The organism is Rickettsia africae ESF-5 (assembly GCF_000023005.1).
GTDB classification, from domain to species: domain Bacteria; phylum Pseudomonadota; class Alphaproteobacteria; order Rickettsiales; family Rickettsiaceae; genus Rickettsia; species Rickettsia rickettsii.
In genome coordinates this window covers 112,876-135,299 of the sequence record NC_012633.1, presented here as the reverse complement: position 1 = coordinate 135,299, position 22,424 = coordinate 112,876, and the positions used below count along the sequence as shown (strand labels likewise).

Genomic DNA, 22,424 nt, shown 5'->3' with positions numbered 1-22,424 from the left:
TTGTAAAAATGTCATCCCGTGGCTTGTCCACGGGATCTCAGAATACAGTCTGTGAGACAAGATCCCGCGGTCAAGCCGTGGGATGACAGACAGGCATTTATAATGTTTTAACTGCTGCATAAAATATAGGTAACCATTTATCCGGATCATTGCCATGTTTCTCTCTAATTTGATCGAGCAATATTACAGTCTCAACTCTACCGGATAAAACACTGATTATGTTATCCATACCATCTAAGCTAACTTTTGCCACTACGGCATCTATTCCTTGTTTTATTAAAAAATAACGTGTAGTAGGGTCGGTAGTTTTAATTAAAATATATTCTCGTTGACTTAACATAAATGCACTACGATAAATATCCGTAGCTTTCAAATTAGGTAAAAAAATCTGCGTAGCTGTTTGTTGAATCAACGTATCACTAATTCTACTTTTTGCAGCATCTTCAACACTCTGCGTAGCAAATATAACAAAAGTATTTAATTTTCTCAACACTTTTAACCAATCTTTGATCTTAGGTGCAAATACCGGATTATCGATTAAAGCCCATGCTTCATCAAGTACTATCATAGTTTTCTGCCCATCTAAAGAGATATTAATACGATGGAAAATATATAGTAATACCGGTGCAAGACTTACAGGATCTTTAAGTAATTCAGTCATATCAAAACCGAATACTCTTACTTTTTGTAAATCAATATCATCTATTTCATTGTCAAATATCTTAGCGTGTGAACCTTTACCAACCCACATTGCAATCCTACTTGCCAAACTATTTGGTGTATCAATACCAAGAAATGCTATAATATTACTAAGCCTTCTATCTTGTTTTGCTAATCTAAAATTACCGCTTACCGCTTGAGATAAGATTTTATTATCTTGTGCAGTTAAACTTTCACCGTTAGAAGTTACAAGCACACGAAGCCACTCTAAAATAAACGTTCTATTCTCACTAGTATCTTCAAGCTGTAAAGGGTTAAAGTTGCATTTTAAACCCGGATCAATTACTGTATAAACTCCGTTTAAAGCACGTATAAATATTTCTGCTCCTCGATCTTTATCAAAAAAGAACATACGAGGTTTGAATTTTTGTGCTTCAGCACATAAGAAATTCATAAGAACTGTTTTACCAGCACCGGTTGGACCGATAATGAGAGTATGTCCAACATCCCTTACATGGAAATTAAAATAAAACGGTGTACCTGAAGTAGTATCAAGTACTGTGACATATTCTCCCCAATGGTTATCTCTAATTTTACCGAGCGGATAATTATGTTGTGAGGCAAAGCTAGCCATATTAAGAGTATTTATAGTGGATTTACGCACTATATAATCCATATTTCCCGGCAACTGTCCCCAATAGCTAGGTTCCATGTTAACTTTTTCTCTAACCGGCTGAATTCCTGAATTAGAAAGCTCAACTGCTGCCATTGACAATATATCTTCCAAAGCTTTAATATTATTTGCGGAACATAAAAGCGATAAATGATGCTCACCGAAAGCGATATCACCGCTGGTGGCCATATCAAGGGCCGTATTAATTTCAGCAATTTGTGAAGTAGCTTTATCACCGGATTGTATCATTCTATTTTGCTGTAATTGCATTTTACCGATCGCTACTGTTCTATTAACAAAGACAAAGCTTTGCGTCATAACAAATTCAAAAGGCATTTGCAGGAATCCGTCAAAAATTCCTGCCGAAGTATTAGGACCGTATTCAAGTATACTAATCATTCCAGCATATTTCTTGCCAAGCGGACTTCTTACTTCAATAGTACGAGAATCAAAAAATAAGCGATGAGTCGGTAAATACTCGTCAATAGTACCACGCGGTAATGCTATAGGACCCGGTGAATCGCCACAATTGATTAAAGATGAAAGGAATTCTAAAATTTCACAATAACTACCTGACTGCGTTTGACGAACTCCAAGTAATCTTGCTCCGTAACTTCTGAATGTATTAATCACTCTAGTTGACATTTCTTGAAGATTTTCTTTCATCTCTTTCATGTCGTTTTCCCAAACGGTTTTATTAGATTTCTGTCTAAGCTTCTTTAGAAAATACTCAACTATAGCAACACCGCCAGTATCAGGCTTATATAAAATACTAACATATAATTCATTAAAAAACGACCTAGCCCCAGCATGTTTCTTACGCCATTCTGCACCTAAATAAGTAATAAAATCATTAGGGACTTTTACGGTAGGATCATAAGTAAATTCCGTATCGTCAAATATTACTGCTTTACGTCTTCTAATAGTATGGAAATACATAACGATATTTCCCGAGGCCATATTTTTAAGTAAGGCATTTCTGATATTCTTTTTAATGTCTAGATCTTCATCATCAGCAGTTTCAAAAGAAAATCCATTCATTTTAATAACTTGTAATAAAGAATTATCTTTCGTTAAAATAGTATTACTATCCCAATGACATTTATAAGGAATAAAATGCGAAGTGGGTCTTTCTTGTTTAGACCTTAATTCTTTAGCGGCTCTAGTTCTAAATAATTTCATTACCTCACCTGATTTAACTATTTTGATTTATTTTGTCAGTTATACCTCTTTTTATGTCATTCCCGCGTAAGGCGGGAATGACATAAAACTCAAATATTATACGAATTTGCTCCGTAGTAAAATTTATTAGGACATTGGCTAGTTCTTGACATTTTATTTAAATATAGCTCTATGAATCTCGGTTCTTTAAAACATATAATATAAGCTACCAAATGCAAAGCAGCTGCAATGAATAAAATCATAATGCCGTTATTCCAAATAAATACTATCATCGTCATTATCATATTTAATGCAGCAAACTTAATACTTACTCCAAATATCATCGGCGGTCTAGTTAACCCTACAAATAAAAGATCGGATGCTAATGCTCCTGCCATAAAAAATCTCTATTAATTTATATTAATATCAAACATAGTTGACAATATTGAATTCGGTGCTTCACTATTCACAAAATGTACGTAACCATTATTATTTTCAAGGGCATTAACTGCTATCTTAATTAATGCTTCTTCGATGAAATTATTACTATCATCTAACATTGATTTCAACAAGTTAATATCTCGTATTTTTATATTATACGGAAACGTCTCGGATACCTGTAATATCTCATATGGCAATATTAAATGTTCTACACTTAATGCAGAAGCAATTGTTGCTAACGTTAAGTTAACATTTAATAAATGCGTTTTCTCCTGATCGTCGCTCGCAAACGGTGCTATCACGGGTATAATATTATTATCTGCAAAATTTAATAAAATTTCTGGATTAATCAGAATAGGCTCGCTTAAAAAACCAATATTTATAACATCATGATTTACAATTTTTCGGTAAGATAGTTTTGATTTTTTTGCTTGCAGTAAATTAGCATCCTTACCTGAAATACCAACTGCATAACAACCTATACTACTTAACTTTGTTACTATAAGCTTGTTAACGTAACTGGATAAAATTTCCATAATAATAGGATTATTTAGAGAACTATAGTCGCTTATTTTACTAATTTTTTGACTAAAATTTTCATCTATTTGTGATATTAAAGACGAACTTCGTAAATCAATATGATCATGTACTATATATATTTTAGCACCGCACATCTCAAGCAATCTAACAGATTCAATAAAAGCCGTAAATAATTTATCGTCAATAATAATAGTAGCAGGTAATTTTAGAACTATTGCTTGATTCTTCAACTCACTACTACACTTTATTATATTCTTAATTATAGCAATGTTATTTAATGAAGAAATACTATCTACCTCTTTATTTTTGAGGTTTGATGCATTTTGCCAAACTAGCTTTAAGTTCTCTTGCACCTTCTTTACTCCTATTGCTTACATACATAACATTACATGAGTAGTTTAAAGTTGCAAGAAAATTCTGTGCTTCATCGTGAAGGTTTTTATGATCCGTAACTTTATCGGATTTTGTGAAAATAATTTGAAATTCTCTTTTATTTGCAAGTAATAGATCAGCTACTTTCTTATCATTTTCTTTTATACCCCTTCTTGAATCAATCAATAAGTTAACTAACCTTAAATTATAACTATTTCGTAAATAATAACTAATTAACACTCCCCACTGCTCTTTGACTGATATAGGAACATTAGCAAAACCATAACCGGGCAGGTCAACTATAATAAGTTTATCTGCAAGGTTAAAGAAATTGATTTGCCTAGTACGCCCTGGAGTATTAGAAACTTTAGCAAGATTTTTATTACTACATATCGTGTTTATTAGGCTTGATTTGCCGACATTTGACTTACCGACAAAAGCAATTTCCGGTAATGAAAAATTGGGGATTTGATTTATATTCATAGCACCGGCTACAAATTTAGCTTGATGACGAAAAAGCTTACTGCCATCAGTTGATTTTGTAGGCACTATTTTCTGAGTAGTCATAATTTGCTTTCGTATTGGATGTAAGGCATTGCCTACGTGAATACCAAGTCGTCATTGCGAGAAGGCATTATTGCGTGGTTCGGTAAAATTCGCTGTGTTACCCCGTGGCTTGACCACGGGATCCAGTTAAAAATACTATATTAGTATTTTTTATTGTTTTTATGGACCCCGTGGTCAAGCCACGGGGTAACACAGCGAATTTTACCGAACCACGCAATAATGCCTTCTCACAATGACAGGAAAACCAAACCATGCAACAACACTGAGTTAGGAATGGCATCAGCAGACTTCAATAACGCTATAAGTGAGCTAGCATGACATTAAAAAATATGGTAGCGGGGGCTGGATTTGAACCAACGACCTTCAGGTTATGAGCCTGACGAGCTACCGAGCTGCTCCACCCCGCAATAATTGAGAATTGACGATTTATCTGTGTTATATTTTGTTGTTAGTGTCATTCTTGCGTAAATACCGAGTAGTCGTAGACTGCACGGCAACCCAGAAAAAATAATAAAAAAATTCTATAAATCAAAATTGTTTACTGGATTGCTTCGTCAATTGCTATGCAATTTCCTCGCAATGACGATTTGTTATCCACAAACAAAGCCTAGCTAGCTTCTTTCTTACTACCGAAAGAAAGACCTGAGAATCTTTTATTGAAATCGCTAACACTTTTGTTCGATTGATTTACTACATTTCCGGAATCTTTATTCCATGCCGGATGCTTTCTAAAATCAACATCCATTAAAATTTCACCTGTAGGATGAGTAGACATTGTTTCAAAAACATCACTTCCTACTTTAATCAAAAACTTTTTATATTCTGGATGTATACCACTTTTCATAATGATTTTGCTGTTTTAGTCTGAATTATTTTTTTCTTAATAGCTCTAGCGTTACTTGATAAAACATTATCATCGGCTTTTAGAATATATGCATCAAAACCCCCGGCTTTTTCCACTGAACTAATACATCTAGCATTAACCGATAATCTATATTCCCCGGCTGTTATATCACTTGTAAACTTAACCGATCTTAGGTTAGGTTCAAAACGTCTTCTAGTTTTACGCTGAGAATGTGATACATTGTTGCCGTATAAAACACCCACACCTGTGAGTTCGCACTTACGAGACATAAGCTAAATACCTTAAAACTTATAAAATATACTTCAAGTAAATGAAGAGTCATATACGAAGATCAACTTCAAAAAGAACTAAGAGTTCACACACCGAGAAGCGGAGCTTATACTTAACAAGTGAGCACCGCAGATCTTGTAGAACGACGTAGCCAATTTTGAAGTTCATCCAGTATTATATACATATTATATACAATAGATAAAGAATATAAAGCAATACTCCCCTAGTGTCAAGAGATAATTATTTTGTAGCTAAGTATTAGCTAATGCTTGATTTTTATTAAATAACAGAGTTTTATATAAAAATATACATTAATTAAACTATTATAAATCTATGCTTATTAATGGGAAGCCAGTTCAAGGTAATATCACCGGACTAATTAAAAAATTAGGCGAGTTGCCTTCAAGTTTTCCTGAATATATTAGTAATCTTAATCCAAAACCATTAAGTACAAAGGAGCAAATTGATCATAATCAAGCAGCTTTTTGTATAATGAAGGATTAAAATTATATAGATAATCATCTTGTTGCTCTTAAACAACTACAACAAGCTGAACAAATTGCTATAGGTCAAACTGACAGTAATTTTCTTTCCTACTTTCCTATATTAATACTATGATAGGACGTAGCTATCAACAGCTAGGACTGTTTGATAATGCTATTCAACAATTTCAAGATAGCATAGAGAATTCTTTTGAAGCAAAACAATATTATAATGTCGAAAATTCATACAAAGAATTAGTCACTGCACATCAACCACAAGGAACATTAGCCAAGCTAAAGAATTAATGGCAAGATTAGCTTTAGGAGCTGCTTATAAAACTCAAAACCGTAAAGAAAATTCAATAGCGCAGGTATGCATATGCTTACTCATTACAACAAGGTATAGTTGATTATGAAGCTGTTCGTGTGGAACAGCATAAAGTTGGTTTTTCTAATAAAGAAAAGATAGGCACTGATAACATTCAACAATGCGTTGCTGTAATTTTACATGATCCATTAACTAAAAAAACTGCATTAGCCCATGTTGACAGGTTTACTGATGCTGGTTCTTTAACACATGATGTAATAAGCAACTTTCCTCCTAATACTCAATTAGAAGCTTATTTAGTAGGAGGGTGTGATAGATCTGCAGTATCAATTTCGGTATCAGATGGTAATATTCGTAAAGTAACACAAGAATTAACTAACCACTTTAACGTAAATATAAAATCTGCAGATATAGAAGACAAGGGAGCCCCATTAGGAATTATATCAATAACAGGTAACTGTTCCGGATAGAGAGGATAAAACAACCACTGCTAGACAAGTACATTTAAGTATAGGAAGTAATACTCCTGTACTTTATAAAGCTTTTGATTTCACTAAAAATAAAAATATACCTAATCGCTCTTTAAATGAAATCCAACAAAAACATATTATTCAGCAATATTTATTAGGATCTAATCAAAATCCTAATTCTATGGACACATGGCAATCTAATCAAATATCAAGACCACTTACTAAAGTAGCAGAGGAAATTCAAAAAACTAATCCAAAATTAGTAAAAAATGTAGTAACTAAAAATATTAGTAATTGAGTTCACGAATTGAATCTAAAGGATCAAGAACAAACAAAAATTGTAAATAATTTAATAGCTAAAACTGATTATTTATTATCTAACAATTTAAATCCGTTGGAAAGTGTACGTTCAGAAATTAATAAAACATTAGCACTTACTCATTCTACCTACCAACAAGATAGTAATATTAAAAAACCCTGGATACAAAAAAGTGTACAAAAAATAAAAGATTTGTTCATAAATATTTTTAGTAGTAATAAAACAAAAAATGAACCAAAATTAAACTTAACAAGTGATAAGATATTAAAAAAATATAAGTACTAAAACAAAAATAGCTGCACCTAGCTATACTCTTCCCAATAAAAATATTGCTTTACACAAAAATAATCAACAAAGTAAATAAACTATACAAATTGAAATTAACTCACAAGAATATAAAATTTTTGATATAAATGATGATTTAGTAATTTATACTAAAGATTTAAATGAAGAGATTGCCTGTAGTTTCTTTTCCGTAAAATGAAATAAAATAGCATTAGCTAGAAATATTAATTCACAACAGTTAGAGCAATTAATTACTGACTTTAATCAGAATGAATTGATAGAACAAGATTTAATAAAAGTACGAATAATTGGAGGTAATGATTCGCCTGAATCATCTAAATACTTGGAAGATATTCGTACTACTTTAAATGGTATTGATAATAATACTAATATTATTAATATAATAGGTTTAGATGCATGTAAAAATATACATCCCAATTCTTTTGAATTAGATGGCTATCACGGGGGAGTTAGAGCTTTAGATTAATTGTAGAATATTAAATTGATACTATTAGAAGAGAAAATAGCTGAGATGTGGGGCGTCACTAATAGCAATATTTATCTTTATGGTCCATTTAGTAAAGAAATAAAGATAGGTACGATGTATTTATACGTGAAATAGGCACAAGACAAGCCTAACATAGTACCGATAACGATTATACGGAATTTTGCAGGACTAAAAATTAAAATAACTATTCCAAGAATAATTACTATTTTTATTATATCATCTGTCGTATAAGAGCTAGAATTTATAGCATAAACATTTAGATTTATACCTAGAAATATTATTATACATAATAAGTTCTTAAACATTTTATACCTCTATAGGCCCAGTAGTTAATCCATTTATAAATTGTTTTAAATAAGGATTATCACTATTACGCATTTCATCTTTACTACCGTACCATTTAATTTTTCCTTGATAAATCATAGCTACTTCTTTAGCTATTTTTGCGGCACTAATCATATCATGAGTTATAGTAATCGTAGTTGCCTCTAACTCTTCTTGGATTTTTATAATTAATTCGTTGATAACATTTGCCATGATCGGATCAAGCCCTGTGGTCGGTTCATCAAGAAATAAAATCGACGGTGTACTACAAATAGCCCTAGCAAGGGCTACTCTTTTTTGCATTCCTCCCGATAATTCGGCAGGGTAAAGCTCGAGTATTCTAGGAGATAAACCAACGGCATTAAGCTTTGCACCGGCAAGGTCGTTTTTTTCTTTCTTAGATAAATTTTTAGTCTCGAAAGTAATATTATCACGTATATTTAAGGAGTCAAATAATGCTCCGCCTTGGAATAAAAAACCTATACCATCCATAATCTCAAATTTTTGTTTACTTGAGATATCTTGGATTTCTACATTATCAATAAAAATTTTACCTTTATCAGGTTTAATCAATCCTACTATATTTTTAATTAGAACTGATTTGCCACTACCAGAACCACCTAAAATCACTAATGAACTGCCCTTTTTTACATCCAAATCTATTCCGTCTAACACCTTATGATTAGCAAATGATTTATATAATGACCGAATTTTAATTTTAAATTCTTCTACACTCATGCATACTCCAAATAAACAAAAAAACTGTATACTCGTTTAATTTGGAAAAGAACTAGGCGTTTTATATTTTTTGATCCTCACGTACGTTTATGTACGCTGCGGTCAAAAAATATAAAACAACAAAACCAATTTTTCAAATCAAACGAGTATAACCTATACTTTAAAAAATAATTCGGTTATTAAATAATTACTGATTAAGATAAGGATAGAAGAATTCACTACTGCCGAGGTAGTTGCTCTTCCAACTCCCTTAGCCCCTTTACCTGAATAATAGCCGCTATAGCAACTTATTATAGAAATAATAAACCCAAAAACTCCCGCTTTAACAAGACCGGAAATTACGTCAATCGGTTCTAAATACTGAAAAGTACTGGTTAAATAAGCTGCACTATTAAAATCAAGTTTATATACCCCTACCAAATAACCGCCCATAACACCAATTATATCCCCGATTAAAACAAGACAAGGCATTGTAATAATAGCTGTTATTACTCTTGGAAAAACTAAATATTTAATAGGATCGGTAGATAAAGTATATAAAGCATCTATCTGCTCCGTTACTCTCATTGTGGCTATTTCGGCGGCGATTGATGCCCCAACTCTTCCCGCTACCATTAGTCCAGCTAAGACAGGTCCAAGCTCTCTAGTCAGCGACAATACTACTACCGTTGCAATAGAGCTTTCAGCTGAGAAACGGGAAAAACCGATATAGCTCTGTAATGCAAGTACCGCCCCTGAGAAAAAAGTCGTCATCGCAACAACCGGAAGCGAGTGAAACCCGATAAATAATAATTGTCTGATAATTAAACTCAAATATAAAGGCGGTCTTATGATACTGCTAACGGCAGCAAAGCTAAATAGAGAAAAACTACCTACACTTTGTGCAAACTTTACAGTACGTTTACCGACCGAATTAGCTATATTGAATAACATTTGTATTTTTTCTACTTAATTTAAGTACGCTATGTCATTTCTGCGCAAGCAGGAATCCAGTAACCTCTAATGTCATCCCCGCGACTTGATCGCGGGATCCAGTCTTTTTTAATTTTTTTCTGGATACCGTGTATGACACAGATATCTACCCGATATACTTTCTTTTATATCTACTACCAAGGTTAGTTAATACCTCATACCCGATAGTACCTATAATACTCGCTATTTTATCGGGCGTGCAATAATTTCCGATAATTTCCGCTTCCTGCCCTAGAAAAATCTCGGATGGTGGTAGATCGGTAACATCGATATTTATTAAATCCATCGATACTCGCCCTACTATAGGAACGCTGCGACTGTTAATAAATACTTCGCCTTGATTGCTAAAATTACGACTAAACCCATCGGCATAACCAAGCGGTAACGTTGCAATGACACTATCACGCTTAGTTGTAAAAGTCATATTATAACCGATATGGCTATCTAGTGTCAAATTCTGTAAGTGAATTATAGGAGCTTTTAAGGTTACGGGATTCTTTGTTAAGGGATTAAGACCATATAAGGCTGCCCCTGGTCTTGCTAAATCAAAATGGTAATCCTGTCCTAAAAATATGCCGCCGGAATTAGCAAGGCTTGCTTTGACGTTTGGGAAATATTGTAAATAAGCTTTAAATCTGTTTAATTGTTCTAGATTATAAGGATTATCTATTTCCTCGGATATAGCTAGATGGCTTATAATATATTGTAAATCTAGCCCTTTTAACAAATCACGATCATTAATGAGCTGCTCTATCTCATCAGAGCTTAAGCCAAGACGATTAATCCCCGTATTGAAATGTAAATAACAAGACAATAATCGGTTTTTCAAATTACTAAATTTTTGCCAAATTTCTATTTGTTTTAAGTTATTTAGGACAGGTGTTAAATTATATTCTATCAGCTCTAAAGCATCATGTTCAAAAACGCCGTTAAGAACTAAAATATTAACATCTAATCCTAAAGCGTTGCGTAAATTCACTCCTTCTTCACTTGAGGCCACAAAAAAATGCCTACAATTTTCTTCTATTAAAGCTTTAGAAATTTGTACTGCTCCAAGACCGTAACCGTTAGCTTTAACGGCAGCACCGACTAATGAGGTTTTGCAAATATCTTGTAATAAAAGGTAATTATTTTTTATTGTAGATAGATTTATTTCTACAGTACACAAGCTCATAGTATATTTATTAACTCTTTTACGATGATAGACAATACGGGTATTATATGAAATTTTGTAGATAAGTCACTTGTTTTTAGTATCCGTGATAAAAATATTGTCTATTAGACCTCTTGCATAACTTGCTTCTAAAGGTAATTTGTACGTCAATCCAGTACTCACATCCTCACGTACTAAAGTGTACGCTGCGGTGCTGCGTTCCGTGTTTCCTACAAACTCCTCTTTATTAGCTTCGTTCTCCAAGAGGTCTATTATCGAATTTTTAGAACCGGCCGGCAGAAAACACTACATGAGTTATAAAAGCACTAACCGATAAAGCCGAATGTTCTTTTAAAAATCTCGCTGCTTTTACGATTGTTTCTCCACTATCTATAATATCATCAATTAATATGCAATTTTTGCCCTCTACACTACTTGTGATTGATATCAATCTCGCAATTATTATTTATATCCCTTTCTTTGTTTATATAAGCTGAATCTATATTTAGTAAATTACTAATTTTTTGAACTCGATTGATACTTCCTTTATCAGGTGTAACTATAACGCAATTGCTATAAGTGCTTAAAAACGGGATATATAAATTTATAGGTTCAAGATTAGAAACAGGAATATTAAAAAATTTCTCTATTTTATCGGAGTGTAAATCAATAGTAATTACATGGTTTACTCCGAGCTTCTCTAAAAAATCTGCTATTAACTTAGCAGGAATTATATTTTGAGAATTTATATTATCTTGCCTTGCATAACCAAAATAAGGCATTACTAAAATTATTCGATTTGTGCTCCCGCTTTTTTTGTTGCATCTACTAGCAAAAACAACTCAATTAAGCGATCATTAACGGGTTTTGATGTGGATTGTACTATGGTTATATCTTCATTATGAAACGATTTTTGAATTTCTACTTTTATTTCGGAATCATTGAAATAGGTAATTTTCGGCTCAATATATTTAATATTTAATGCTATAGCTAAACGCGTTGCAAGTAACTTATTACTACTTGCCTGCTAAGATTTTCATGTGAGTGATTTATGTTGTTTAACGCTATTAGCGAGCGGGCTTTGTTGCGTGGATATCTAATCGTCATTACGAGCAGTCGTAGACTGCGTGGCAATCTCATGCAATAATAACAAACTCCTGAGATTGCTTCGTCAATTGCTACGCAATTTCCTCGCAATGACGACGAGGTGTCTACGCAACAATACCTCCTCACAATGACAATTTAAGATGAAAGTAAAATAAGCTTAAGAACGACTTTCTAATTTTTGTATTAGTGCCTTAAAGCCTTGATTTTTTAAAGTATCAGTAAACTCGTCTTGTTGAGCTCCAATAAGACTTACACCTTCCGTAATTATATCAGAAACTTTAAAAACGTCTTTTCCGTTTCCTTTCATTTCACGTACAAGATATTCTACTTTAATAGGGTCTTGCTCTTTATTACTAATGATATTCATAGCAACCATAAAATCGGTTGAGCTTAAAGGACGAACTCCTACTATTTTAGGCTGTTTGCCTTTATAATCTTTTATTAAATCAGTATAAGACTTAGTAACATATTTAGAGTAAACTTTGATGAATTCCTGAACCTGCCCACCTGATAAAGTTTTTATCCCATTTCTGCCTAATGTATATTTAGCCATCCAATCAAAATCTAGGTTCTGAGACATTAACTCACGTGCTTTAGCAATTTTTACTCGCTCAGATAACTTACTATCGTTTAATATACTAGAAGCTTCATTTACTAAATTAGTAACGTAATTGTTCAAACCGGCAGGCACTTTTTCATTAGAATAAGCGTAAAACGTCATAACTAATAAAAATAAACCTGTAATAATTTTTTGCATATAATCCTCTTTAATTTCATTAATTCTTGGGTTTAGGACATTTAAAATTTTCAGGATATTGAACCGATGCTTCACGAACACGATGTAATGCTGATCTAATAGCCACATAAGGATCGGTAGAATTCTTCATCACATAATCACTAAACGGTAATACAACATATCGATCGTTTATTTTACTAACTGCTAGTACTCCTAAGTCAAAATCATTATGAGTGTAGTACATTAATGGATTAAGAGCATAATTAGTAATTACCGAATCCATCATATCTCTTGCGTTAGTACTACCGATTATCGGCAATACTAAATAAGGACCTGGGGCAACTCCATAATGTGCAAGGGTACTACCGAAAGTTTGACGATCAGACGGCAAACCTACTTTACCTGCCACGTCAAATAAACCGCCTATGCCAAGCGTCGTGTTAATGAGAAACCGCCAAACGCTTTTCATAGTTTTATCGTAATTTAACTGAAGCCCGTAATTTACCGCCGTAAGCGGTGTATCGACATTACTGACAAAACTATTAACTCGTGCTTTTACGTAATCATTCGTGATGTTCTTATAACCTATCGCTAAAGGACGCAATATTATATAATCTAACACAGAATTAAATACAAACACTTTACGGTTAAATTTTTCATATGGATCATAAACTTCCACGCAACCGTTCTCATTGCTTCCACCATTATAGTTATATATTTCATTATCAACATATTCAAGATCAGCTCTTATCGATAATGAACATAAAATAATGGATAATATAATTAATATTCTCATTGATTTATGCTGTTTTCTTACAAACAATAATACTATATTTATTGTTTTCCGCTAGTATTATTTCTTCCGAAGTTAATATAGTAAAATTATTTTTTTGTAAAAAATTATTTATTTCATTCAAGTTAAAAATAAATTCTTTGCGTTTTACTGAAAATTGTGTCTTCGTCGCATTCGGTAAACAAAGGGCAAAATACCCTTGTTTATTAAGAGATGAGTATATTAAATTAAAATATTCTATTAAATTGTTAGTAAACGATAATCCGCAAAAACTAAAAATAATATCAAATTTATTAGAGTTTTGTTTTAAAAATTCATCGATAGCAATATTATATATTTGATCGTAAATTTTAGTGTTCGGGTAATATGTTGCTTGTAACCTATTCATTAAAGCAGAAACTTCTACACCGGTTAAAGTCAAACGTTCCGGAAAACGTTTTTGTATTTCATAACCTACAAGCCCTATATTACTTCCCAGTTCCAAAATAGAGTAATTATCCGGTAAATCAGATATCTGCTTAAGTGCTTCATTAACAAACATATATGGAAGATGGATATTTTTATCGTTATTAAAAATAGTAGGATAATATTGTGCAGTTAAATCACGATATTTTCCACAAATTTCTTGAGGTATTTCAGTAATATCCTTATAATTTTTCAAAAAATTTATACATATAGGTTTATATTTTTCATTAGATTTTTCTAAATATTCTATAGCTTGCCTGTAATTATTTTTTAAAAAATAAACCCATCCGAGTTGAGAATATACTTTAGAATCATTAGGATTAAAAAATTTATCGACTAGTTTAAACCTAAGTAATGCATCATTTAAATTACCTCTATATAAATGATCGAGTCCAAGTTGATAATTAGTTTCGGTTAAATGAGAGAATTTATATTTACAATCACTTATATAATTTTTAAATTCTAAAATTTTATTCTTAATAAAATTCGGTACATTTATTATAGTTAAGCAATAATGTTTGATTTTGTCTTTTATTTTACCGAGCATAGTTTAATTACTAAATTAATATTACTTACTATAATAAAGCATATCTTGATAAATTTTTAAATAAAATAATAATTTTACTTGTGAATTAATGGTATTGAAGCTAGGATGTACATGTTATTATATGTACATCAGTAGGTAGCTCATGAACTCAATTAGCGGCACTTCATTTAGAAAAAATTTAAGCTCTGTACTAAAATACCGTAGAAAACGATCATGCCCCTTAGCTTAATTAAAAGAAAGAATCATAAGAATATTATTCTTTTAACCGAAGAAGAATATGAATCTACAAAAGAAACATTATATTTATTATCTAATCTGGGGCTAATGCGAATCGAATAAAAAAATCTATCGAACAAGCAAAAAGAGGAGAGTTTGCTAAAGTTAATTTAGATGATTGAGATTGAGTAGACACTAGAAGCAACGGAGGATTTAGCGTATTGGAAAAAATACGATATTAAAAAATATGAACGTATTAAACTTCTAATAAAAAATATCCAAGAAGCACCGGTTACAGGTATAGGTAAGCCCGAATCTTTAAAACATATATTATCAGGTTTATGGTCACGTAGAATTAACCACGAACATAGACTAATATATTCTGTCAATACTAAACAAATTATAATATATAATTGTAACTTTCATTTAATACGGACTCAAATTATGTCAATTATTTCTACGAGGCTAAGTTCTATAAAACCGTCGCCGACCCTTGCAGTCGTTAAAAAAACTCTTGAACTTAAAAAAGCGGGAGTTGATATTATCACACTCGGTGCCGGTGAGCCTGATTTTGATACGCCTGACAATATTAAGGAAGCGGCGATTAAAGCGATTAAAGACGGCTTTACTAAATATACTAACGTTGAGGGTATGCCTCTTTTAAAGCAAGCAATAAAAGACAAATTCAAACGTGAAAATAATATAGATTACGAACTTGATGAAATAATAGTAAGCACCGGCGGTAAACAAGTTATATATAATTTGTTTATGGCATCTTTAGACCAAGGGGATGAGGTAATTATTCCAGCACCCTATTGGGTTTCATATCCTGATATGGTTGCACTTAGCGCAGGAACACCTGTTTTTGTAAATTGCGGAATTGAAAATAACTTTAAATTAAGTGCAGAAGCTTTAGAACGTTCAATTACGGATAAAACTAAGTGGCTTATTATTAACTCACCTAGTAATCCAACAGGTGCAAGCTATAATTTTGAAGAACTAGAAAATATTGCTAAAGTTTTAAGAAAATATTCACATGTAAACGTAATGTCCGATGATATTTACGAGCATATTACTTTTGATGATTTTAAATTTTATACATTAGCCCAAATAGCACCTGATTTAAAAAAGAGAATATTTACCGTAAACGGAGTATCTAAAGCTTATTCTATGACGGGTTGGCGTATAGGCTACGGTGCAGGCTCTAAAACTTTGATTAAAGCAATGACTATTATTCAGTCGCAAAGTACTTCAAACCCTTGTTCAATAAGTCAAATGGCTGCTATTGAAGCATTAAACGGTCCTCAAGATTATATAAAGCCTAATGCTTTAAATTGTCAAAAAAAGCGTGATCTTGCTTTATCAATTTTGAAAAGAGTAAAATATTTTGAATGCTATAAGCCGGAAGGGGCGTTTTACTTATTTGTTAAATGCGATAAAATATTTGGGCATAAAACTAAATCAGGAACAATTATTGCAAATAGTAATGATTTTGCCGAATATTTACTTGAAGAAGCAAAAGTTGCCGTAGTACCTGGTATCGCTTTCGGCTTAGAGGGATATTTTAGAATCTCTTATGCTACTTCTATGGAAGAGCTAGAAAAAGCTTGTATTAGAATTGAGAGAACAATTGATGTCATTCCTGCTTAAGGCTTTGCATGGATACCAAATCGTCATTGCGAGCAGCCATAGGTTGCGTGATAATTTCGTCAAATATCCTGAGATTGCTTCGTCACTTACTTCGTAATTTCCTCGCAATGACGGAAAAGTTAAAAAACCACCTAAACCAACAAAAAAATAATGCGGAAAGTTTTTAAAAAATTTTTAAAAAATAATAAATACGTACTTAGTATAATTACTATTTTACTATATTGGTATTTGCGTTTTGTTTACTTTACTTCAAAGCAGAAATTTATATTTTACGATAACGGCAATAAGGAAAAATTCCTAAACGAACAAGGGGTAATCTTTGCATTTTGGCATAATATGCTTGCCTTAAGTCCGTCTATGTTTATAGGACATAGAAATATCTATGCTTTAATATCACCGCATTTAGACGGAAAAATTTTAAACGATCTAGTAGGAAAATTCGGTTGCAGAGTGATAGTAGGTTCTACTAATAAAAATCCAATTGGAGCTTTACGTAATATTATAGGTAAGTTATCTCAAGGTGCAAATATAATAGTCACGCCGGACGGTCCTAAAGGACCGGTATATAAAGTAAATAGCGGTATTACCGAAATTGCCTATAGATATAACACAAAACTTATTACTATAGTCAGCTCCACTTCTAGATGTTTCAGATTAAAAAGTTGGGATAAATTAATAATACCCCTACCGTTTGGTACCATTAAAATCATAGTTGGCTCGCCTTTAGAACTCACAAATGATAAAATACAAAACCATATAAACCTTGAAAAACAATTAGCAAGCTTAACAGAAAGTTTAAAGAAATGATGTTATTATATTATGCTTTAAGCTTTATATTATTACCTGTTTATTTTATCATAATTCTTATACGTTTATTAATAGGTAAAGAAGATATAAGACGCATCCAAGAGCGTTTTGCTATTGGCAAACACAGACAAGACAATTCATTAGACTTCATGCAAACGTCCGCTAATAAAGAGGAATTTAAAGGAGACACTTCACTGCGAACCACAGCGTATACACTAATACGTGAGGATGAAGGGTTAAGATCAACGTATAAATTACCTTTAGAAGCAAGTGATGCACGAAGGCTGATATGGATTAATGCAGCAAGCATTGGCGAGTCTATGGTAGCTTTAACATTAATACATAATATAAGTAAACGCTATCCTGACGTTCGTTTTCTAGTAACTTCTTGGACTAACAGCTCCGCTAAAATATTAACTGCCAAATTACCTAAAATAGCAGTTCACCAATTTTTACCGATAGATAATATTATTTTTACTCGAAAATTTTTAAGAAATTGGCAACCTGATTTAGGCATTTTTATAGAATCGGAATTATGGCCGTGTACTATTAATGAGGGAGCAAAGCAGTGTAAATTACTACTAGTTAATGCTCGTATTTCCGATAAATCGTTTAAAGCTTGGCTACAAAGAAAAAGCTTTTTTCAGCTTATTCTCAAAAATTGCAGTAAAATTATCGTGCAAAGCGAACGTGACTTACAAAAATTCAATGAACTTGGCGTATCAGATGCAGTGAACTTAGGCAATATTAAATTTGCCAACGAAAAACTTCCGGTTAATCAAGAAGAGTTATCAAAATTAAGCTTACATTTAGACAATAAGCGAGTCGTGCTATTTGCCAGCACTCACCCCGAAGATGAAGAGGTGATTTTGCCTATAATCAAAAACCTAAAAGAGCAGTTTTTAGACTGCTATATTATCTTAATTCCAAGACATCCTGAGCGAGTTAAATCAATTATCGATAATTGTAAGTCACATAATTTATCCGCTACCGCTAAGTCGCAGAATGATTTACCTGTTTTAAGCGATGATCTTTATATAGTTGATAGGTTCGGCAAAATGGGACTATTTTTTTCTGTAGCTACAATTTCTTTTATCGGCGGTTCTTTTAAACAAGGCGGGCATAATATTTTAGAAGCAGCATATTTCTCTAATTGTATTATATTCGGTCCAGATATGAGCAAAAACACCGATATCGCTAAAGGCGTACTGCAAAATGAAGCAGCTATCCAAATCAAAAACGGTGAAGATTTACTAACTAAACTAACATATCTACTCAGGTCTAATAATGCTCTAGAACTTACAGCTTACCGCGAAAATGCTTTAAAATTTATTAAGGACAACCAAACAGTCCTAGATGAATATTTAAACGTAATTACGAAGTTTCTTTGATAGAATTTAACTAAAAACTTTTATTCTCCTAAAAGCTCTATAGTAAATTCAGGATCTACGTGACTGATTTCTATACTTCCGTTATTTTCTAGTATTTTCTTATTCAAATACCTATAATACCCACTATTTATAGGCAAAGAACATCATTCACCTTTATAAACGGTTAAGGCCGGATACCATTGGTTATGAAAAATTATAGGTGGGTTTGGCAACAATAACTTATTTAATTTTCCGTCTCTACCGTAATGTATCTTTAAAAAAGCAGGATCTGCTTTAGGCATATTTGCCCCATCAGAATATTTTAAAATTAGCGAAATATCAAAAGTTTCTCCTGTATCTTCTGTAGTATCAGGGACAATCATGCTTCTAAATTCTTTAATCTTAACTTATACGCTTGTTATTTAATCTTAATGTTAAGGAAGCTTCAATTGTCTCTTCCAACACAATACCGCACTTATAACCGTTTTCGGTTTTAAATTCTTTTTGAACAACTTTAAGCTTAGTAGGTTCAGAAAATATAAATTTTTCCTTACCGGTGCTGTTAAAAATCACTTCCTGGACCGACGACTTCTATTGTACCAATTGTCACTTTATAAGCGTTTGAAAGGGTTTTAGCTCCAATCTTTGCACTATCTACCAGTTTTTTTCCGTATATTTTAGCCTTTTCTCTTTTAGAGGTAGGAGTATTAGGGGAAGTTTGCTCTAAAGGATCTACACGATTAGTTTAGTTGTCATCGACTGAGTGGGAGTACTCGTATTACCTCGAGACGAAGGATGCTTTGTTATATAAGTTATTTTACTTTCAGCATCAGTACCGAGTACTGCTATTTGTCCACTTCCTATCTTATAGGCGTTTTCTATAATTTTACTTCCTGTGACGGTAACTTTTACTGCCCCTTCTACTGCTTTATAACATGCATAACCGGCACATACTATAATAACTTCAAGCAATTCGGCATCATTATCACTATAATTAGCTTGTCTCCTATGATGCTCTTCGGCAGCATAAATTTGTGCAGCATATTCCTCTTGTGTCCTTGACATAAAATGCTCTTCATTTAAACTAATAATAACAATTAATGTAAGATTTTCTATGATTAAGTCAATATAAATCTTTTATTATAAAGTAAAAAACCGAAAATTATTTATTAATAGATAGTTTTGTAGTTAGAGAGATATTATAAATACGAGTTTAGAATAAGCACTTATCCTAAATTCGCCTTTGTTTGCTTTGAAAAGGTGTGAGTGAGTATTCACGAGTTTTTTACTGTCACCTAGTTCAATTGACCACGGGAAGGTATTATTGCGTGGATAGAAAAACGTATTCGGTGTCATACCGTGGTTTGACCACGGTATTCATAAAAATAACTAGTATTAGGTGTTTTTATATTTTTACTGGATCCCGCGATCAAGTCGCGGGATGACAGGATAGCATTGTGTCTGCACAACAACGCATGCTCACAATGACGATTTGGTATCCACGCGGGAATGACATTGAAGCTATGAAACAAGCCCATTAACCTTGCGTAATGGCAGCTACTTCATCGGCAAAGTTTTTTTCTTCGTGTTCTATACCTTCACCAAGTTCGTATCTAATAAATTTGGCAATTTTAATTTCTGCACCGAGTTCTTTTTCAGCATTTTTAATTACTTCCGCAACGGTAAGTTTAGGTTCAAATAAGAAATTTTGCTGAAGTAATACAACTTCCGAGAAGAATTTACGTATTCTACCTTCTACCATTTTTGCTATAATATTATCAGGCTTTCCTTCTTCTTTAGATTTTTCAAAAAATACTTTTCTCTCACGCTCTACGAGTGCTTGATCCAAGCTTGAATCATCTATACTTTGCGGGTTATTTCCTGCTACATGAACAGCAATTTGTTTAGCTAAAGCTTCTAGTTTTGCTTTATCTTTTGCGTTAGACGCAAGACCTACTAATACGGAAATTTTTCCTAAATTCGGTACAACTTCATTATGCACGTACGAACCGATTGCTCCTTCAGATATCTCTAATATATCCATACGACGTAATGTTAAATTTTCACCGATTGTAGCGATATTTTCTATAATTTCTTCTTCAACTGATTTACCGCTTTGCATTTTAAATGTTTTTAGCGTGTCTATAGTTTTTGCAATTACTGCAAGATTTGCAATATCCTTAACTAGATCCTGAAACTGCTCATTTCTAGCAACAAAATCCGTTTCGGAATTTACTTCAATTACCACTCCGGTAAGCCCATCAACTTTTGCAGCCGTTAAACCTTCAGAAGCAATGCGTCCGGCTTTCTTTGCAGCAGCAGCTAAACCTTTCTTACGAAGAAAATCAATGGCTTCTTCAAAATTACCGCTGGTTTCTATTAATGCTTTTTTGCAATCCATCATACCTGCACCGGTTTTTTCTCTTAATTCTTTAACTGCTACAGCACTTATATTTATTTCACTCATACCTTACTTTCTCCTTAATTATTATATTTGGCTTGGGTTGTAGCTCGAAGAACGACCCCGGTGTCACCCCATGGCTTGCTCCTGGGGTCCATAAAAACAATTTAAAATACTAATATTATTAATATTAGTATTTTAAGCTGGATCCCACGATCAAGTCGCGGGATGACAATGGGAAATCCGATCCATGCAACAACACTTATGCATTATCAGAATTTTTATTTTCATCGGCATCATTTAATGCTTGCTCAAATTCTGTATTTGTCTCTTCATCAATATTTTTCGTTTTAGAGAATTTTTTAGCTTGTTTTAATTTAGAAACATTTTTAGAAGTTAACCCCTTATCTGTATGCTCTTGCATAGCACCCATATCAACTCCTGAAGCTTTCATTGATTCTTCAAGTCCTTGTAATGCCGCATCTGCAAATAAACTACAATAAAGTCTTATTGATCTTATAGAATCATCATTACCCGGAATAGGATAATCTACATTATCAGGATTAGAATTAGTATCAACTACTGCAACTATAGGAACATTAAGCTTTACCGCTTCATTAATTGCGATATGCTCTTTATTAGTGTCAATAACTACTAGAAGATCAGGTTTAGAATTAAGATTTCTAATACCGGCAAGAGATAGAAGTAATTTATCTTTCTTACGGCTCATATTGAGTATCTCTTTCTTAGTATAACCCATAAGTGCTTCTTCGTTTTCTAAGGTTTTGTCTAACTTATTTAGCTTTTCTATTGAACCCGCAATAGTTTTCCAGTTAGTTAGCATACCACCAAGCCATCTATGATTTACGTAATACTGCCCGCATTTTTCGGCATATTCCGCTATAATATCGCTTGCCTGTATTTTAGTACTTACAAATAATATTTTACCGTCTTTTTTTACAGTTTCATATATTGCATTCAAAGCAACGCTCATTAAAGCGACACTTTGTCTTAAATCGATTATATGAACATCATCACGTTCACCATATATATAAGATGCCATTTTAGGATTCCAGCGTGAGGTCTTGTGACCGAAATGCACGCCCGCATCTAATAATGCTTTAATGTTAACAGATGGTATTTTTGACATTTTTAAATTCTCCTAATTGTTAGTTTATACCTCCGTAAGATGTCCATTCTAATG

General features: G+C 32.7%; 29 protein-coding genes, 1 tRNA gene and 2 pseudogenes. 9 read left to right on the top strand and 23 right to left on the bottom strand.

The window, feature by feature from the left end; translation table 11 throughout:
• Nucleotides 1–97 precede the first annotated feature (97 nt).
• The 7 genes from RAF_RS00735 to rpmB all read right to left on the bottom strand — a co-directional run bounded on the left by RAF_RS00735 (nt 98) and on the right by rpmB (nt 5,548).
• Entirely contained in the window at nt 98–2,515 is a 2,418-nt protein-coding gene (locus RAF_RS00735; protein WP_012719388.1) for a VirB4 family type IV secretion/conjugal transfer ATPase, read from the bottom strand.
• Nucleotides 2,516–2,604: 89 nt separating this feature from the next.
• Nucleotides 2,605–2,892, bottom strand: coding sequence for a type IV secretion system protein VirB3 (locus RAF_RS00730; protein ID WP_010976817.1), 288 nt, complete (start codon nt 2,890–2,892; stop codon nt 2,605–2,607).
• Nucleotides 2,893–2,904: 12 nt separating this feature from the next.
• The gene (locus RAF_RS00725) at nt 2,905–3,828 is read right to left on the bottom strand and encodes an acetylglutamate kinase (protein ID WP_012719387.1); all 924 of its coding nucleotides are present in this window, start codon (nt 3,826–3,828) and stop codon (nt 2,905–2,907) included.
• Nucleotides 3,776–4,414 carry a ribosome biogenesis GTP-binding protein YihA/YsxC gene (gene yihA / locus RAF_RS00720; protein WP_012719386.1) on the bottom strand — a complete coding sequence of 213 codons (639 nt, stop codon included), beginning with the start codon at nt 4,412–4,414 and terminating at the stop codon, nt 3,776–3,778. The genes RAF_RS00725 and yihA overlap by 53 nt, the downstream gene beginning before the upstream one ends.
• A 330-nt stretch (nt 4,415–4,744) precedes the next feature.
• Nucleotides 4,745–4,821 (bottom strand) — tRNA-Met (locus tag RAF_RS00715).
• Between the two features lie 200 nt (nt 4,822–5,021).
• Entirely contained in the window at nt 5,022–5,258 is a 237-nt protein-coding gene (gene rpmE / locus RAF_RS00710; RefSeq protein WP_004996719.1) for a 50S ribosomal protein L31, read from the bottom strand.
• The gene (gene rpmB / locus RAF_RS00705; protein WP_004996729.1) at nt 5,255–5,548 is read right to left on the bottom strand and encodes a 50S ribosomal protein L28; all 294 of its coding nucleotides are present in this window, start codon (nt 5,546–5,548) and stop codon (nt 5,255–5,257) included. The genes rpmE and rpmB overlap by 4 nt, the downstream gene beginning before the upstream one ends.
• A 334-nt stretch (nt 5,549–5,882) precedes the next feature.
• Between rpmB and RAF_RS09170 the strand changes: the two genes are divergently transcribed.
• From RAF_RS09170 to RAF_RS00675, 5 genes and pseudogenes are all read left to right on the top strand, one after another.
• Nucleotides 5,883–6,053 (top strand): hypothetical protein, encoded by a 171-nt coding sequence (locus RAF_RS09170; RefSeq protein WP_014410348.1) that lies wholly within the window; start codon nt 5,883–5,885, stop codon nt 6,051–6,053.
• A 110-nt stretch (nt 6,054–6,163) separates the two neighbouring features.
• Complete coding sequence (locus RAF_RS09165) at nt 6,164–6,337, top strand: hypothetical protein (RefSeq protein ID WP_016769858.1); 174 nt, start codon at nt 6,164–6,166, stop codon at nt 6,335–6,337.
• Nucleotides 6,337–6,829: pseudogene (locus RAF_RS00695) on the top strand (hypothetical protein). The gene RAF_RS09165 and the pseudogene RAF_RS00695 overlap by 1 nt, the downstream one beginning before the upstream one ends.
• 307 nt (nt 6,830–7,136) lie before the next feature.
• Nucleotides 7,137–7,433, top strand: coding sequence for a hypothetical protein (locus RAF_RS00685; RefSeq protein ID WP_012719384.1), 297 nt, complete (start codon nt 7,137–7,139; stop codon nt 7,431–7,433).
• Between the two features lie 274 nt (nt 7,434–7,707).
• Nucleotides 7,708–7,920 carry a hypothetical protein gene (locus tag RAF_RS00675; protein ID WP_041471799.1) on the top strand — a complete coding sequence of 71 codons (213 nt, stop codon included), beginning with the start codon at nt 7,708–7,710 and terminating at the stop codon, nt 7,918–7,920.
• A gap of 77 nt (nt 7,921–7,997) precedes the next feature.
• Here the strand turns inward: RAF_RS00675 and RAF_RS00670 are convergent, their stop codons facing one another.
• From RAF_RS00670 to RAF_RS00630, 11 genes are all read right to left on the bottom strand, one after another.
• Nucleotides 7,998–8,246 carry a DUF5510 family protein gene (locus tag RAF_RS00670; protein ID WP_004996738.1) on the bottom strand — a complete coding sequence of 83 codons (249 nt, stop codon included), beginning with the start codon at nt 8,244–8,246 and terminating at the stop codon, nt 7,998–8,000.
• A gap of 1 nt (nt 8,247) precedes the next feature.
• Nucleotides 8,248–9,003: an ABC transporter ATP-binding protein gene (locus tag RAF_RS00665; RefSeq protein WP_012719383.1), complete on the bottom strand. Its 756-nt coding sequence runs from the start codon at nt 9,001–9,003 to the stop codon at nt 8,248–8,250.
• 153 nt (nt 9,004–9,156) lie between these two features.
• Nucleotides 9,157–9,936 carry an MlaE family ABC transporter permease gene (locus tag RAF_RS00660; RefSeq protein WP_004996740.1) on the bottom strand — a complete coding sequence of 260 codons (780 nt, stop codon included), beginning with the start codon at nt 9,934–9,936 and terminating at the stop codon, nt 9,157–9,159.
• Nucleotides 9,937–10,081: 145 nt separating this feature from the next.
• Nucleotides 10,082–11,149 carry an alanine racemase gene (locus tag RAF_RS00655; protein ID WP_012719382.1) on the bottom strand — a complete coding sequence of 356 codons (1,068 nt, stop codon included), beginning with the start codon at nt 11,147–11,149 and terminating at the stop codon, nt 10,082–10,084.
• A gap of 66 nt (nt 11,150–11,215) precedes the next feature.
• Nucleotides 11,216–11,428: a palindromic element RPE1 domain-containing protein gene (locus RAF_RS07285; protein ID WP_234943953.1), complete on the bottom strand. Its 213-nt coding sequence runs from the start codon at nt 11,426–11,428 to the stop codon at nt 11,216–11,218.
• On the bottom strand, nt 11,412–11,579 hold the full coding sequence (locus RAF_RS00650) for a phosphoribosyltransferase family protein (RefSeq protein ID WP_041471798.1): 168 nt from the start codon (nt 11,577–11,579) through the stop codon (nt 11,412–11,414). Before RAF_RS00650 ends, RAF_RS07285 begins: the two co-directional genes overlap by 17 nt.
• Nucleotides 11,560–11,910: a ribose-phosphate diphosphokinase gene (prs, locus tag RAF_RS00645; RefSeq protein ID WP_041471797.1), complete on the bottom strand. Its 351-nt coding sequence runs from the start codon at nt 11,908–11,910 to the stop codon at nt 11,560–11,562. Before prs ends, RAF_RS00650 begins: the two co-directional genes overlap by 20 nt.
• An 8-nt stretch (nt 11,911–11,918) precedes the next feature.
• Nucleotides 11,919–12,095, bottom strand: a complete 177-nt coding sequence (locus RAF_RS10255; protein ID WP_268738945.1) for a ribose-phosphate pyrophosphokinase-like domain-containing protein — start codon at nt 12,093–12,095, stop codon at nt 11,919–11,921.
• Nucleotides 12,096–12,392: 297 nt separating this feature from the next.
• Nucleotides 12,393–12,992: a phospholipid-binding protein MlaC gene (locus RAF_RS00640; RefSeq protein WP_012719381.1), complete on the bottom strand. Its 600-nt coding sequence runs from the start codon at nt 12,990–12,992 to the stop codon at nt 12,393–12,395.
• A gap of 19 nt (nt 12,993–13,011) precedes the next feature.
• Nucleotides 13,012–13,767 (bottom strand): VacJ family lipoprotein, encoded by a 756-nt coding sequence (locus tag RAF_RS00635; protein WP_012719380.1) that lies wholly within the window; start codon nt 13,765–13,767, stop codon nt 13,012–13,014.
• Nucleotides 13,768–13,771: 4 nt separating this feature from the next.
• Nucleotides 13,772–14,776, bottom strand: a complete 1,005-nt coding sequence (locus tag RAF_RS00630; protein ID WP_012719379.1) for a methyltransferase domain-containing protein — start codon at nt 14,774–14,776, stop codon at nt 13,772–13,774.
• Nucleotides 14,777–15,199: 423 nt separating this feature from the next.
• Here RAF_RS00630 and RAF_RS10250 point away from each other — a divergent pair.
• The 4 genes and pseudogenes from RAF_RS10250 to waaA all read left to right on the top strand — a co-directional run.
• Nucleotides 15,200–15,406, top strand: a pseudogene (locus RAF_RS10250) (Txe/YoeB family addiction module toxin); the annotation flags it as partial.
• A 30-nt stretch (nt 15,407–15,436) separates the two neighbouring features.
• Nucleotides 15,437–16,642: a pyridoxal phosphate-dependent aminotransferase gene (locus RAF_RS00625; RefSeq protein ID WP_012719378.1), complete on the top strand. Its 1,206-nt coding sequence runs from the start codon at nt 15,437–15,439 to the stop codon at nt 16,640–16,642.
• Nucleotides 16,643–16,792: 150 nt separating this feature from the next.
• Nucleotides 16,793–17,449 (top strand): lysophospholipid acyltransferase family protein, encoded by a 657-nt coding sequence (locus RAF_RS00620; RefSeq protein WP_004996752.1) that lies wholly within the window; start codon nt 16,793–16,795, stop codon nt 17,447–17,449.
• Nucleotides 17,446–18,840 (top strand): lipid IV(A) 3-deoxy-D-manno-octulosonic acid transferase, encoded by a 1,395-nt coding sequence (gene waaA, locus RAF_RS00615; RefSeq protein ID WP_012719377.1) that lies wholly within the window; start codon nt 17,446–17,448, stop codon nt 18,838–18,840. Before RAF_RS00620 ends, waaA begins: the two co-directional genes overlap by 4 nt.
• Nucleotides 18,841–18,983: 143 nt before the next feature.
• Here waaA and RAF_RS00610 read toward each other — a convergent pair whose 3' ends face one another.
• The 5 genes from RAF_RS00610 to rpsB form a co-directional block, all read right to left on the bottom strand.
• The gene (locus RAF_RS00610; protein ID WP_041471796.1) at nt 18,984–19,202 is read right to left on the bottom strand and encodes a hypothetical protein; all 219 of its coding nucleotides are present in this window, start codon (nt 19,200–19,202) and stop codon (nt 18,984–18,986) included.
• A 19-nt stretch (nt 19,203–19,221) separates the two neighbouring features.
• Nucleotides 19,222–19,392, bottom strand: a complete 171-nt coding sequence (locus tag RAF_RS00605; RefSeq protein ID WP_234943911.1) for a hypothetical protein — start codon at nt 19,390–19,392, stop codon at nt 19,222–19,224.
• A 159-nt stretch (nt 19,393–19,551) separates the two neighbouring features.
• Nucleotides 19,552–19,884 carry a hypothetical protein gene (locus tag RAF_RS00600; RefSeq protein WP_012719376.1) on the bottom strand — a complete coding sequence of 111 codons (333 nt, stop codon included), beginning with the start codon at nt 19,882–19,884 and terminating at the stop codon, nt 19,552–19,554.
• A 472-nt stretch (nt 19,885–20,356) separates the two neighbouring features.
• Nucleotides 20,357–21,286 carry a translation elongation factor Ts gene (gene tsf / locus RAF_RS00595; protein WP_012719375.1) on the bottom strand — a complete coding sequence of 310 codons (930 nt, stop codon included), beginning with the start codon at nt 21,284–21,286 and terminating at the stop codon, nt 20,357–20,359.
• 196 nt (nt 21,287–21,482) lie between these two features.
• Complete coding sequence (gene rpsB, locus RAF_RS00590) at nt 21,483–22,370, bottom strand: 30S ribosomal protein S2 (RefSeq protein WP_004996764.1); 888 nt, start codon at nt 22,368–22,370, stop codon at nt 21,483–21,485.
• Between the last annotated feature and the right edge of the window lie 54 nt (nt 22,371–22,424).